This window comes from Gammaproteobacteria bacterium (genome assembly GCA_029862005.1).
Classification (GTDB): domain Bacteria; phylum Pseudomonadota; class Gammaproteobacteria.
Map to the genome: position 1 here is coordinate 37,038 of JAOTYD010000020.1, position 14,250 is coordinate 51,287.

Consider the following 14,250-nt stretch of genomic DNA (forward strand, 5'->3'; position numbering starts at 1 on the left):
TTCGGCAGTTCGGGGGACAGTATACCTATTAACCACTAGCGAGCCTTAGGATTGAAATAACTATACTGTCCCCGGAATTTGCCGTGATTTTTGCGCGACGAATATCTTATGGCGGCTGCCCTTGCCCGGACGGGCTCTTACCGTACGCAGCTGGACATCGAAACCGGTTTTTCTGAGCCGCTTCGTGAATAGAGGATCCGCCCTCGCCGACCAGATCGCGGCAATGCCCTCGGGGCGGAGTTTTTCGTATATTGTTCTTAACCCATCGGGTGAGTAAAGCCAAACGTTGTCGGAAGAAGTCATCGCCTCGGGGCCATTGTCGACATCGAGCAGAATCGCATCGAATTTCTCTGATCGATGTTTTAACAGATCCGCCACGTCGCCCAGATGCACGCGCGTGCGGCCATCGTCTACAGGTCGTCCCGCACATTGCCCCAGCAGACCCCGATTCCATTCGACCACAGCAGGCACCAGTTCCGCCACGATCACCTCGGCCGACCCCGGCACGGTCTTGAGAACCTGCGCCAGCGTGAAGCCCATGCCGAGACCGCCGACGAGTACCCGCGCATTTTCGATCCTGCGCAGACGGCTACAGGCGAGTTCGGCCAGCGCTTCTTCGGAGTGGTGCGTTCGGCTATTCATCAGATCGCCCGGTACACCGCCGATACGAATCGCAAAATCGTCATTACGCTGCAACAGGGTCAGTTCGGTATCGCTGCCGGGAACAGCAGTGCTCGCGATGATTATCCAGGGGTCCATAGGAGTTCGTCAAAGTCCAGGGGTCGTGTCTTACAGTTTACCTGTTCCAGCCATCGCCACCGTCTGCAAAATAAAAGGCCACACATCACTATTCCCTCGCATCACTCCGGATTTCCCGGGCCCTGTCAGGCCCGCGCGCGTTTTGGCTTGCCTTTGTTCTTTTTGTCCCTGGCCCTGTTTTTCGGCCTGCTCGCGGGCGCCTTGCCCGCATCCGCCTTTTGTTTTGCGTTTCTCTTTTTGCCGCCGAGCAGCGAAATATTCAGGCGTTGACCGGCAACCCGCACATTCTTGAGTATTCTGAGCAACTCCTTCGGCATGCCTTCGGGCAGGTCGACCAGGCTGTACTCGTCGAAGATATCGATCCGGCCGATGTACCCGCTGTCGATATCGGCTTCGTTGGCGATCGCGCCGACGATGTTACCCGGCTTGACCTTGTGCTGATGTCCGACTTCGATGCGAAAGCGATCCATTCCCGCCTCGGGCTGCTGGTCCCTGGCCGCGGGGCGATCGCGACGTGTTTTCCGCCCGCCATCGCCCGCCTGCCGGTCGCGGCGTGGTTTTCCCTGCGTCCGGGAATCGTCCCGCTCCAGTTCCCGGGTCGGCATAACCGCTGCCTTGCCGGATAATAAAAACGGCGCCCGACCCTGCATCTGCCTGGCCAGCGCCGCGGCGATATCGAGCGCGTCGACCTGGTTTTCCTGCTGGTAGTTTTCGATCAATTCCCTGAACAGGCTCAAGTCTTCTTCAGCCAGCGTATCGCTAATGCGCTGCTTGAACAGCTCGATGCGGCGATTGTTGACCATGTCGGTCGAGGGCAATTCCATCAACTCAATTTGCTGGCGCGTCGCCTTTTCGATCGCCTGCAGCATGCGTCTTTCGCGCGGTGCGACAAACAGGATCGCGTCGCCTTCGCGCCCGGCCCGCCCGGTGCGGCCGATGCGGTGCACATAGGCTTCAGTATCGTGCGGAATATCGTAATTGATGACGTGACTGACCCTGGCCACGTCGAGACCGCGCGCGGCGACGTCGGTAGCGACCACGATATCGTGCTTGCCCGCTTTTAACTGTTCCACTATGCGTTCACGATTTTTCTGCGCGATGTCGCCATTGAGCGCAACGGCGCTATATCCCCGCGCCTCGAGTTTTTCGGCAAGCTCGAGGGTGGCGGTCTTGGTACGCACGAATACCAGCATCGCATCGAAACTTTCGGCCTCGAGAATTCGAGTAAGCGCGTCCAGTTTGTGCGTGCCGCTTACCGGCCAGTAACGTTGACGAATCGTTTCCGCGGTGGTGGTTTTGACCTCGATCGTCACTTCGGCCGGATTATGCAGGTAACGTTTACTTATTTTTCGCACCGCGGCGGGCATGGTTGCGGAAAACAACGCGATCTGACGTTGTGCGGGAGTCTGCTCCAGGATCCATTGCACATCGTCGATGAATCCCATGCGCAGCATTTCGTCGGCCTCGTCGAGCACCAGGGTTTTCAGCCGGTCGAGCTTTATGTTGCCGCGGCGCATGTGGTCCATCACCCGGCCCGGGGTGCCGACCAGAACCTGTACGCCACGTTGCAGCGCGCGAATCTGGGCGCCATATTCCTGCCCGCCGTATACCGGCAGCACGTGAAAAGATTTCAATTGCGAAGCATAGGATTTAAATGCCTCGGCAACCTGTATCGCAAGTTCGCGGGTCGGCGCCAGCACCAGGACTTGCGGCGCCTTTTGTTTAAGGTCGAGATTCGAGAGTAACGGCAGCGCGAAGGCCGCTGTTTTGCCGGTGCCGGTTTGCGCCTGTCCAAGGACATCCCGACCCTCCAGCAGTAACGGAATGGTTTGCGCCTGGATCGCGGTAGGCATCTCGTATCCGAGCGCGTTCAGGGCCTTCAATAGCGGAGGATTCAGCGCCATATCGGCAAACTGAATGGTGGTTTGGGCAGGCATGGGACAGGTTCGGGAAAAAGGGTGGCGCAGTGTAGCGGTTTATCCCTTTATTTGCATGTCTTTATTAATGGTTGCCGGCTCGGAATTATGGTGACCGTCACCTTTATCTCCTAATCAGGGGACAGTATACCTATTAACCACTAGCGAGCCTTAGGATTGAAAAAGGTATACTGTCCCCGGAATTTGCGGAATTTGTGACTCGGACCACGTTTTACGTTTTTTCCTGCAAATGGCAAAAACTGGCCTGCTCCCTGACTCCATTCGTATAATGGCGCCTCAACGATTCGCGGTGGATAAGGATCCGGCTTATGAGTAACTTTAAAGAAGTCTTTCAGCACAAACAGGAGATACTGAGAAACAACCCGGAGAAATGTCGGGTAGAAGTTCATGCCGATAGCCGTCTCGTCGAAGCTTTTCGCAGCCACGCCAAGACCAGGGACTTTGACGTGATCGTCGATCAGCCTGAAAACATGGGCAGCACCAACCAGGGGCCTAGACCCAGCGAACTGCTGCTTGCCGCGCTTGCCGCATGCCACGAAGTAACCTATCGCCTGTACGCGGACGCGATGGACATCGACCTCAAAAGCGTTGCCGTCAACGTCACCGGAGTATCCGACGCGCGGGGATTTTTCAACGTCGAAAAAGATATCGCGGCCGGATTCTCCGAGGTTTACGGCGAAATAAAAATCGAGAGCGACGCGACGGACGAGGATATCGAGCGTTTACGTCAAACGGTGAACCGCCACTGCCCGGTGCTCGATGACCTGCGTAAACCGGTCATAGTAGAGCTGGACATCAAACGTTCCTAGCCCACGGGGCGCAATATTCGGCCTGACGCCAGAAAAAAAATCCCGGTCGCGGCTACGCGACCGGGATTCAAAACAAAAGCTCGTTTCTAGTATGGCCGCGTGGACCGTGGTTTACCCTCGATCCTGCCAATCGGCGCACTCAGCCCCATTTCCGCCAACGCCTTTTTGATCGGCATGTCGTTATAAGCGTTCGGGGGCGCGTCAGGTGATTTGAGCACCTTAAGCTGATGCAAAAAGGCGTAACCGTTGTTCATCAGCGTCAGGACATCGTCGTCGAAAATCATCTTCGCCTCGTAGGTCACCGGATCGCCGCCGATGGCCGCCGGATTTTCCTCGTAGATCGCAGACCAGATCGTGGCCTTGGGGTAACCGGTAAGCTCCTTGTAAAGAATTTCAACGGTCTCTTCCGGATTATTGATAATGAACTGCATGGCCTCGATTTCGGCCTTCATCCAGCCAATCGCGGCTTCCGGGTGTTTCTCGATGAAATCCTGGCGCATCAGCGTAAAGTCGGCGTCGGTCTCGCCCCAGGGCGCGCCGGTTGCAACGTACTTGGCGTGCCCCGCCTCGACCACGCGCCGCGCATGCGGTTCCCACATCGCCGCGCCGCCTTTGAGCTTGCCGGCTTCGAGGTTACTGGTAATGACCTCGATAGTCATGCTCAGGCGATCGGAAGGCTTGAACGCACCCTTGCTGATGATCGAATCGACAAAGCGATTGGCGCAGGTGCCGCGATGCACCGCGAAGGGCTTGCCGGTCAGCCACTTGCCAGCTTCCTCGACGCTGGCAAAATCGGGCGCATCGGCCGGCACCACTACCTTATTGCAATTCTGACCATTGCTGAACATCGGCGTCGACACCAGGCGGATGTCCGCGATTTTACGCTTGGTGGTGGCGACCAGCGACGGCATGTCGCCCATGGTGCCGATCTGCATCTTGTCGGCCAGCAACGCGTTCACCATCGGCGGACCGGTCAGGTGCGCTTCGAACTTTACCGTGCTGCCCTTAGGCAGGTATTTCTCATGCAGTTTCTTGTGCTTGATAATCACGCCGTTCCAGCCACCAGTCCAGTAGGGGTGGTAGCCGTAGGTGATATCGACCGCTTCGGCCGCAAACAACGAGCTGCTGAACAGGGTCAGCATCAGGTAGGCGACGAAATTTGCGATTTTCGTGTTTCTCATTTTGAACTCCTCATGTTTCACGTTAGTTGGTGGTTGTTTCGTTGGATAGCTTGTCCCTCCCGTTACATTAGTTCTTCGGCACCTGCGTACAGGTGGTTCATCGCGATCTGTTTCAGGTCCAGGTATTGTTCGGTGACGGTTACCTCGAAACTGCGGGGCCGCGGCAGATCGATTTCGATCACCTGGTCGATATTATCAGGCGCCTCGGTCATGACGTACAGGCGGTCGGCCAGGAACAGGGCCTCCTCCAGTTCGGATGTTATAAACAGCGTGGTCAACTGGGTATCCTCGTACAATTGCAGATAGTACTCCTGCAACAGTTCCCGCGTCATCACGTCGAGGCCGCGAAATGGCTCGTCCAGGATCATGATATCGGGGCTATTGATCAACGCCTGCGCGATTTCGGCACGTCGTTTCATGCCGCCCGACAACTGGGCGGGGTACTTGTCTTTGAAATCGATCAGGCCGAAGCGCTCGAGCAATTCATCGGCCTTTTCCCTGGCTTCCGATCGGGGCAGAGCATTGCGCGCCAGCGGGCCGAAGATGACATTATCGGTCACCGTCATCCAGGGCCACAGCGCGGTCTCCTGGAAAACCATGATGCGATCGGGACCCGGCTCGGTTACCTCGCGACCGTCGATCTCGATCGAACCCCGGTCGGGATTCAGGTAGCCGGCGACCATGTATGCAAGCGTGGACTTGCCGCAACCCGATTTCCCCATCACGACATTGAGCAAACCAGGCTCGAATTCGACCGAGCAATTCTCGATGACGCTGATCGCATTACCCTCCTTGTCGGTAAATCCACGCGCCAGGTCGCGGATCTTGATGTGCCCCCTGAGCGTTTCGCCGATATCGTTATTGACGTCATTCACTGCGACTACCGCCTTTCCCGCCAGGGCATCATGCGCGACTCGACCCAGTCGACCGCGATCGACGACAGGTACCCCGCCAGGCCGATACTGATCATGCCGATCAGCACGACTTCTGGCGTCGAGCTAACGTAACCCTCCCAGGTCATACGACCGAGCCCGCTATCGCTGGCGATCATTTCCGCGGCAATGACCACGTTCCAGGTAATCGCAATACCGAGCGTCATGCCGACCGCAATCGACGGGATCACCGATGGCAGCATGATACGTCTGAAAATCGTCATGCGGGTTGCGCCGAGCGAACGCGCCAGCCACAGGTGTTCCTTCTGGATACTGCCGACGCCCTCGAAGACGTTGATGACGATCACGAAAAATGCGCCGATAAACGTGATGAACACGATACTCGATTCATTGGTGGGCCAGAACAGGATCGAGACCGGTACCCAGGCCAGCGGCGGAATCGGCCTTAACAGCTCGAACACCGGGAAAAACATGTCGCGGAATTTCGGGCTGGTGCCAAATAGCAGGCCCAGCGGAATGCCCATGATCTGGGCGATGATGAAGCCGTAGAGCACGCGCTCGAAACTGACTACCCAGGAGCCCCAGTAGTCCGGACTGGCCATGTATTCGGTAAAAAAAGTACCCAGCGTCTGGATCGGCGTCGGCAACTCGGCGAAACCGGCAAGCTTCAGCACCACCGCCGCGTGCCAGAGCACGAAAAAAATTATCACCGAAACGGCGCCGCGCCACCTGACCTGCCGCCATCGCGAAGGTTTGCCGGGCATGGTTACCGCCTGTCCCATCAGGCCAGCTCCCGCTCGCCGCGCTCGAAGGCTTTTTTCGCCTCTTCGTGCACCGCGTTCACCGCCTGCTGTTTCAATTCCAGGAAACGATGGCTGGTCAGGGTTTCGCGGGTTCGCGGGCGCGGCAAATCGACATCGAGCCTGAGCTTGATCGTACCCGGGCGCGTGGTCATCACCACCACGGTATCGGCCAGGAAAATAGCCTCGTCGAGATCATGCGTGATGAAAAAAACGGTCTTGTGATACTGGTCGTAAATATCCAGCAAATGCCGGTGCATGGTGGTTTTGGAAACCGTATCCATGGCGCGAAAAGGCTCGTCGAGCAGCAGGATTCTCGGATTATTGATCAGCGCGCGCAGGATCTCGACCCTGCGCTGCATGCCGGAGGAGAGCTGCCCGGGGTAGGAATGCGCGATGCGATCGAGATTGCCCGTTTTCGCCAGCAGCTCCATGCCCATTTCGTTGGCCTCGGGTTCCGTCATGCGATTCTGCACCAACAGCCCGTATACCACGTTCTGCAGCACCGTCTTCCACGGGAACAGCGCGCCGTTCTGAAATACGACCACGCGATCGGGGCCGGGTCTCGGCGGGTGATCGACGGTTGCCAGGGGCTCGTCGTCGAGCAGCACCTGGCCGCCGGTCAGATTATCGAAACCGGCGAGAATATTCAGCAGGGTACTCTTGCCGCAACCCGACGGCCCGACCACGGCGATAAAATCGCCCGCCGGTATTTCGAGAGTGCAGTCCTGCAGCGCTTCCACGTGCACACCGTGCGGATCGTAAATTTTATTGACCTGCTGCACCGACAGGTGGCCGAGACTCGAATCGGCGTCGGGCTCGAAAACTTGCGAAGTAACGGTCATGGTATCCGGCATGCCTCGCTCAATTCGCGGCCAGCCCGATCGATTGTTCGCGCCAGCGCATCAATCGATTGCCGACGACACGGATGATCGCGCTGCTGGCGTAACCGACGATGCCGAGCGTAACCATCATGATGACGATGGTCGGATACTGAACCAGGTTATAGGATTCGAGGATCATGAAACCGAGGCCATACTGCGCGGCGATCATTTCCCCGGCGACAAGTGAAAACCAGGCGGCACCCATCGCAATCTGCAGACCGGTGAAGATCGACGGCAGCGCGCCAGGGATGATGATGTCGCGCAGAATATCGCCGGGTTTGGCGCCGAGGCATTCGGCGGCGCGAAAATAATCGCTGTCTATCGAACGAACCCCGAGCAGCGTGTTCATGGTAGTGGCGAAAAACGCCACCAGGAAAGTGACGAAGATGACCGCGGGCTCGCTACCCGGAAAGATCAGAATCGCCACCGGCACCCAGGCCAGCGGCGGGATTGGCCGCAGGATGCTGAGCAGCGCCGAGGCATACTCGTTCACCTTGACGCGCCAGCCCATCATAATCCCCAGCGGTACGCCGAGGATCACCGCCAGAAAAAACGAGGCGGTGGCGCGGTAGGTGCTGTACCAGATGTGCAGGTAGTAATCCACGGTGAACACCGACAAGCCGTAATCGGGATCGGGATTGAACCATTCTATGACCACGGTCAGCGGGTCGGGCAGGCGCTGAAAGGACGAGATCGGCAGCCATTTAACCGAGGCATACCAGGCGAATATGGCTACCAAGTAACCCAGCCACATCAATCCGAAACGCTGTTGAAGCAATTTGTGTCGCATGGCCTCCTCAAACAGGGCTGCACCCTGCGTGTTATTATATTTATGTAATGTAAGGCAGACGAATAATGCATCCTGCAAATTATCGTTATTCGGCAAAAGCCTAGCAGGAAATCGATGTATCTTACAAGCCGGCAAGAGCCTGTCACCAAAACCCCGGGACCCAAATCCCCTTCTACCTATTAGGTATACTGTCCCCGGAGTTGCGGAATTGCGTGTCCCCGGAATTGATGCGGTATTTACGACTCGTTCCGGCCCGGTGCAGCCGCGGGCAGGCTTCGTTACCTGAGCGCCCTGACCGGCGCCAGCAAAGCCGGATCGTCCCATTCACGGCTGCCAATCGCCTGGTAGACGATCCGGCCAGTGGGATCGACGACGAAGGTGGTCGGCAGGCCGCGCACCGGCCACTTCCTGGTAACCGAGGAGTCGCTGTCCATGAGCAACGGGAAATCGACCGGGTAGTCAGCAGTGAACTGGAAAATCGTATCCTCGTCCTCGCCGACATTGATGCCGATCATGAGAATGCCTTCCTGACGAAGCTGTTCCCAGGCGCGCTGCATCGACGGCATTTCCTCGCGGCACGGCGGACACCAGGTTGCCCAGAAATTGACGATGACGACACGACCGCGGTAATCCGACAGGCGGTAAACATTGCCGTCCACATCGAGCAGGCTGAAGTCCGGCGCCAGCGGCGCCTCTGCAAGCCGCGTGAGGCCGGTGCCGGCCTGCTGCGCGGCCGACGACAGCGAGGACAGCAACAGGACGGCGGCGAGAAGGTATCCACGCATGCTCAGTTCACCTCGCGGTCCGGCGGGCAAACGATGCCATCGATGGTTCGAGTCAGCTTTTCGCCGCCGAGGCGCAAAACCATCTCGAGATCGAAAGTCGAGCCAGACGGCAGACCGAAACCGGTCATACCCCAGTTATAATCACCCGGCTCGAAACGTTGGCTAGTAGGTAGCAGCGACCAGCGCAGCGCGATACGCGCGGCCTGACTCGCCTCACCTTCCTGCCAGACAGCATCCCAACGCTCTCGAGTCATCAGTTTTCCACTGGCGCCCCGGTGCAGTATACGCCAGTCGTCCAGCCTGTAGCTCAACGGCTGCTCGCTTTCGTTACGAAAGATGGTCTGAAAGATGCAGGCATTGGCGATGCGCTCGGCAGCGGCACCGGAAAATCCCCGCGCCTGGAAAAATGCCCGAGTCTGGTCCGGCAGCCTTTGCACCAACTGCAACGACACGCCCGCCTCGCGCCATTCCCACGAACGCAGGCCGGTCTCCGTATCCACGCCGCGCTCGACCACCGCCGCTGACATGCCGAAAAGGAACGGGATCGCCCACAACAGCGTCGTTACCGGCTTCACGCAGATACCCACGCTAGTTACCTCGCTCGATCACGAGCATCATCAAATCGAATCTCTCGGTTAGATCTTTGCCGCTTTACCTTAACCGCAGCGCCTTCGTATATCCAGCTTTCGCAAGTTGTTCGGAGTCAGGCCTTACCTATCAATAGTATTTATATTAAAAATGTAAGGCTTGATCCCATAGCCTTCGGGTCGGATCGATCTACCGGCCTCGTCAGAGATCGAGCCGACGGACCGCCTCGGCTACCTGCGCGGACTCGAACACTGGCGTCGAGCAGACGCTGGCGCTACAGGCAAAGGCCGCGGCGCGATCGAGCGATGGATAGGTGACGTTGTCGTGCGGTAACGGGCCCTCGCGCTTGTCCCACCATTCAACCCGCTTGTATACCGTCGGGTAAGCTAGCGCGGAGCGGAACAATTCAGCCGCGGCGGGATCATCCTTGGCGCCGACTACGGTGATGTGGGTGGGTTCACGAGCCAGTTCGAATTCGGCCTGCAGCACACCGGGCAGGAACCAGTAGGCGTCAAGCACGTGATCGGAGGTCAGATAACCCATGCTGCTGCGCGCGATTTCGCGGTAACGTTGGTCGCCGCTGTAGTAATGCAGCAGATTGAAAAAGCGCGTCGCACGCACGTTTTCATCCTTATGCTTAACGGCCTTGGCGAGAAACCGCTGCGCCGGTCTGGCCGCGGCCAGAAAACCGCCGGTGTCGTCGTCGATGAAATTGGCGGCAATGAAATCGCCGGTCTCGATCGCTCGTTGCAGCCACTCTCGCTGAGCAGTCGATCGATAGAGCGCGAGCAGGGCCTGCGCCATGGCCAGCGAATCGACCAGGTAAGGCCCACCCGAATCGACATCGTCGTGACGGAATCCACCGCTATCGAGGCGGCGATTAGCGAGCACCCAGCGCGCCTGCTGTTCGGCGAGCCTGAGCGCATGTGCATCGCCGCTGAAGTCGTGGAGCTGTGCCAGCGCCCGAATGGCTTGCCCGTTTTCGCGCGCATAGCGGCGACGATCAACTCCCGGCTCGAAATTATGCGATCCGGTGCTGGTGTAAAAGCCGCCGTCGGATGCGCGCATGGTGTCATCGAGAAACCCGACGATGCGCTGCGCGGCGTCGAGATGGCGTTGTTCCCCCCACAACGCATAGGCCAGGGAAAAGGTCTCTAGCCCGGCTTCCTGCGCGAACATTGGAAACTCCGGCAACGCGCGATCCCAGTCCATTGACAGGCTAATCTGCGACATACCCCCGTTGTCCGCATCGATCATGCCTATCAGGCCATCGACGGTTTGCCGGGCCCGAGTTTCGTCGAATTCGCCGCGTGCACTCTGTTCCAGCGCATAGACGTAGGTAGGGCCGTGGGTGAACTTGCTGTTGCGCCCCCAGCCACCATTTTCCTCGTCGTACATTTTGTTCATGAAATCGACGATGACCTTGCGCTGCGCATCGGTCAGGGACGTGATCTGCGAGGCCGCGCGCTCGGGGCCCCCGATACGTCCGTAGTCTACCGGGCTCGGGTCTTCGATGGTCGCCTGCAGGATCGGAATGAAAAAATTCGGTGAATAAAAACCCTTGAGCTTGACGATTTCGGTGCCGTCGGCGGCAAAGATGATCGTCGCCGGCCATCCCCAGCGCTCGTAGCGTTGCGAGATATCGGGTCGGCTGTCCTGGTCGACGTAAACCGGGATGAACTTGTCCGCGAGAATGGCGCGCACCGACGGATCGTCATAGGTAATCGTATTCATCTGGTGGCAGGGATGACACCACCAGGCTTGCAGGCTCAAGAGGACGAATTTGTTCTCTTTGGCCGCGCGTTCGAATACCGCGTCGCCCCAGGGTTGCCACGGAAAATCGGATTTCACCGGCGCGGCCTGCACGCCGACAACATAACACCAGGCAAGCACGAACAGTAAATGTTTCATTGGCGGCCCTCCCCCGTAATTCTAGATTAGGACCATGCGGGCGTTGCTTAGTTCGCCTGGCTTCCTCCAAATACCCATCCGGATCAGCCGAAATTCTCGCACAGCAACACCCAGGGATCAGGCCTTACAATCGACAACAGGGCTTGAAATGAGCCTGGTTCAACAAAGCGCTCCTGATTCGTGTGGAATGTAAGGCCAGACCCCAAAGTTCATTCCTGTTTGACGCCTATTTCTGTAGATAACCGATCAGCCTGTTTTCGATAAAATCGAAAAACCTGAAGCGGCTGGCCCTGCTGTCGGCAACATTCTGCTCGCTGCGAGAGGCGATCGCGATCACCGTCTTCAACGCCGGAATCATCAATAGGTATTGACCGCCATTACCCCAGGCAAATTGCACGGTGTGGCCATTCAGCTCCTGTTGCCACCAGCCATAGCCGTAATCATAGGGATTGAAGTGACTGCGGGTGTAAATCTGCATCGACTCGGCAATCCAGGCCCGCGGTACGATCTGTTTGCGGTCGTAAACGCCCATGTTCATCACCATTGTGCCAATCCTGAGCAACGCCGAGGGCGACAGCGCCATGTTATTACCGCCGAAGTAGTAACCCTGGGGGTCCCGGTCCCAGCCACCGAGCCCGATGTCGAGAGGTTTGAACAGGTATCGTTCGGCAAACGCGCGCGTGCTCATCCCGGTGGCCCGGGTCAATATTACCGACAGTAAATGCGAGGAACCGGTACTGTAGATCATCTCCCCGCCCGGCCGTTCGACCAGCGGCCGATCGAGAGCAAACTCGATCCAGTTATCGCTCACGACCCAACGCCCGTAGTTGGCGCGGCTGGTCGATGCCAGCCCCGCGCGCATCGTCAGCAAATCCTGGATGGTGATAGATTCTTTTTCCGGATCGGGCCGGCGTTTGAAATAGTCCGGAAAAAATTCGCCGATGGGTTGCTGCACTCCCGACAGGTTCCCCTGCTCGATCGCGATACCAACCAGCAGCGAAATAATACTTTTACCCACGGACTTGACGTTGGTCGTACGATCGGCCCTCATACCCATGCGATGCGCCTCGATCAGGAGCTCCCCGTCGCGCTGCAGCATAAAACTTTTAATCGGGCCGGTGCGCAGGGCCTCTTCGACGATTGCAGCGGTCTCCGCCTTCGAATGAGCGTATACGCCCGCGAACGTCGGAATTACAAAAAAACCAGCCAGTAACAAAAATCTGTAGAGCATCAGGAAGATATGCGGTTTGCCCTTTTTCGAGGCCTGGATCGAGGAATTCGGGGGACAGTATACTTATTTCGTACTTGCCCAGGCATTTGAACTTGAGCGAATTAAGTATACTGTCGCCGTATTTCGAGCTGCCAATTGCCGCCTATCCCTGAACCTCCAAACATGCAGTTGTCAAAATCACAATACGTTCGCGGTCTTCAGTGCCACAAAGCACTGTGGCTGTATAAACACAAAAGAGAGGTAATGACACCCACCAGCCCGCGACAGGAATTCATCTTTGCGGGCGGCCACCGCATCGGCAAACTCGCGCAGAGCCTGTTCCCCGGCGGCACCGAAATCGAGCATGACCAAAAAAACTTCGACGGCATGATCGAGAAAACCCGGGCACTGATCGACCAGGGCGCGAACGTCATTTACGAGGCGACCTTCAAAAGCCGCAACATTTTAATCATGGCGGACATCCTGCTGCGAAACGGCGATGTCTGGGATCTCTACGAGGTAAAAGCCTCGACCGGCGTTAAACCTCAACACAAGCCGGACGCCGCCATTCAGTGGTGCGTGATCCAGGACCACCTGCCGCTGGGCAAGGCCCACATCGTGCACGTCAACAGCGACTACGTGTTCAACGGCGAGCTCGATATCACTCAGCTACTGGCCATCGAGGACATTACCGACGAGGTGCTCGAGCTGCAGGCGGGGCTCGACAAAAACCTGGAATCGATGAGCGACATGTTGAGCCAGAATGAGCCCGACATCCCGATCGGCCTGCAGTGTGACGACCCCTACGAATGCGACTTCAAGGAATACTGCTGGCAAGACGTGCCCTCTCCTTCCGTGTTCAACCTGTATCGGATGGACAAGAACAGGAAGTTCGAGCTGTACCACGAGGGCAAAATCAGTTACGCAGATGTCTGTAATCTCAAGCTTACGAAAACGCAAGCATTACAGGTCGACTCGGCGCTTTCACGGGAGGTTTATATCGATCGAAAAGCCATCAGGGAATATGTGGACAGCGCGGTTTACCCGATCAATTTCCTGGATTTCGAAACCTTCAACAGCGCGATACCAAAGTTCCCCGGCCAAATGCCCTATCGCACCGCGATCCCGTTTCAGTATTCGCTGCACATCCTGTACGAGGACGGAGAAATCGAGCACAGGGAATTCCTAGCCAACGAGCACCGGGACCCGCGCGCCGAAATCGCGAAACGACTGGCCGAGGACGTTACTGCCGAAGGCTCCATCGCCGCCTACAGTCAGAAGACCGAAAAATCGATTATCCGTCGACTCGCGACCGAGTCCGCCGAACACGAGCAAACGTTAATCGCGATGGACGACCGATTTGTCGACCTGTTAAAGCCGTTTCAGCAACTGATGTATTACCACCCGGATTTCAACGGCAGCTTTTCGATTAAATCGGTGTTACCCGCCATGTTCCCGGATGACGCAGCGCTGGACTACAAGGCGTTGGATATCCAGGCGGGCGACATGGCCTCGATGATCTATGCCGATCTGGACAGGATCGACGATGAAAGCGAAAGGCAGAAAATACGCGAAGCGTTACTCGATTACTGCAAACTGGACACGCTGGCGATGGTGATGATCTGGCAGGAACTCAGCAATATTGCAGAAGGGAGTTAACTGCCGCCATGATTGCTGAAACCAAATAGGTATAATATACCCGG

The 14,250-nt window shown here is 57.3% G+C and carries 13 protein-coding genes; 2 read left to right on the forward strand and 11 right to left on the reverse strand.

All coding sequences use genetic code 11. The features are described 5' to 3' along the window. Nucleotides 1–60: 60 nt before the first annotated feature. Entirely contained in the window at nt 61–759 is a 699-nt protein-coding gene (locus tag OES20_12890; protein MDH3635587.1) for an MnmC family methyltransferase, read from the reverse strand. Nucleotides 760–884: 125 nt separating this feature from the next. Continuing rightward, complete coding sequence (locus OES20_12895) at nt 885–2,696, reverse strand: DEAD/DEAH box helicase (GenBank protein ID MDH3635588.1); 1,812 nt, start codon at nt 2,694–2,696, stop codon at nt 885–887. Nucleotides 2,697–3,004: 308 nt separating this feature from the next. On the opposite strand from OES20_12895, the gene OES20_12900 reads away from it, so the two are divergent. After that, on the forward strand, nt 3,005–3,505 hold the full coding sequence (locus tag OES20_12900) for an OsmC family protein (protein ID MDH3635589.1): 501 nt from the start codon (nt 3,005–3,007) through the stop codon (nt 3,503–3,505). 86 nt (nt 3,506–3,591) lie between these two features. Here OES20_12900 and OES20_12905 read toward each other — a convergent pair whose 3' ends face one another. The 9 genes from OES20_12905 to OES20_12945 form a co-directional block, all read right to left on the reverse strand. Next, a complete protein-coding gene (locus OES20_12905) occupies nt 3,592–4,686 on the reverse strand; it encodes an ABC transporter substrate-binding protein (protein MDH3635590.1) in 1,095 nt (364 codons plus the stop codon). A 62-nt stretch (nt 4,687–4,748) separates the two neighbouring features. Next, nucleotides 4,749–5,561 carry an ABC transporter ATP-binding protein gene (locus OES20_12910; protein ID MDH3635591.1) on the reverse strand — a complete coding sequence of 271 codons (813 nt, stop codon included), beginning with the start codon at nt 5,559–5,561 and terminating at the stop codon, nt 4,749–4,751. A gap of 5 nt (nt 5,562–5,566) precedes the next feature. Continuing rightward, a complete protein-coding gene (locus tag OES20_12915; protein MDH3635592.1) occupies nt 5,567–6,361 on the reverse strand; it encodes an ABC transporter permease in 795 nt (264 codons plus the stop codon). Further along, complete coding sequence (locus OES20_12920) at nt 6,361–7,236, reverse strand: ABC transporter ATP-binding protein (protein MDH3635593.1); 876 nt, start codon at nt 7,234–7,236, stop codon at nt 6,361–6,363. Before OES20_12920 ends, OES20_12915 begins: the two co-directional genes overlap by 1 nt. A gap of 7 nt (nt 7,237–7,243) precedes the next feature. Next, complete coding sequence (locus tag OES20_12925; protein ID MDH3635594.1) at nt 7,244–8,053, reverse strand: ABC transporter permease; 810 nt, start codon at nt 8,051–8,053, stop codon at nt 7,244–7,246. Nucleotides 8,054–8,331: 278 nt separating this feature from the next. Continuing rightward, the gene (locus tag OES20_12930; GenBank protein MDH3635595.1) at nt 8,332–8,838 is read right to left on the reverse strand and encodes a TlpA family protein disulfide reductase; all 507 of its coding nucleotides are present in this window, start codon (nt 8,836–8,838) and stop codon (nt 8,332–8,334) included. Nucleotides 8,839–8,840: 2 nt separating this feature from the next. After that, complete coding sequence (locus tag OES20_12935) at nt 8,841–9,413, reverse strand: hypothetical protein (GenBank protein MDH3635596.1); 573 nt, start codon at nt 9,411–9,413, stop codon at nt 8,841–8,843. Between the two features lie 214 nt (nt 9,414–9,627). Next, nucleotides 9,628–11,337 (reverse strand): DUF255 domain-containing protein, encoded by a 1,710-nt coding sequence (locus OES20_12940; GenBank protein MDH3635597.1) that lies wholly within the window; start codon nt 11,335–11,337, stop codon nt 9,628–9,630. A 226-nt stretch (nt 11,338–11,563) separates the two neighbouring features. Next, on the reverse strand, nt 11,564–12,568 hold the full coding sequence (locus OES20_12945; protein MDH3635598.1) for a beta-lactamase family protein: 1,005 nt from the start codon (nt 12,566–12,568) through the stop codon (nt 11,564–11,566). 243 nt (nt 12,569–12,811) lie between these two features. Between OES20_12945 and OES20_12950 the strand changes: the two genes are divergently transcribed. Continuing rightward, nucleotides 12,812–14,206, forward strand: a complete 1,395-nt coding sequence (locus OES20_12950) for a DUF2779 domain-containing protein (protein ID MDH3635599.1) — start codon at nt 12,812–12,814, stop codon at nt 14,204–14,206. The last annotated feature ends 44 nt before the right edge of the window (nt 14,207–14,250 follow it).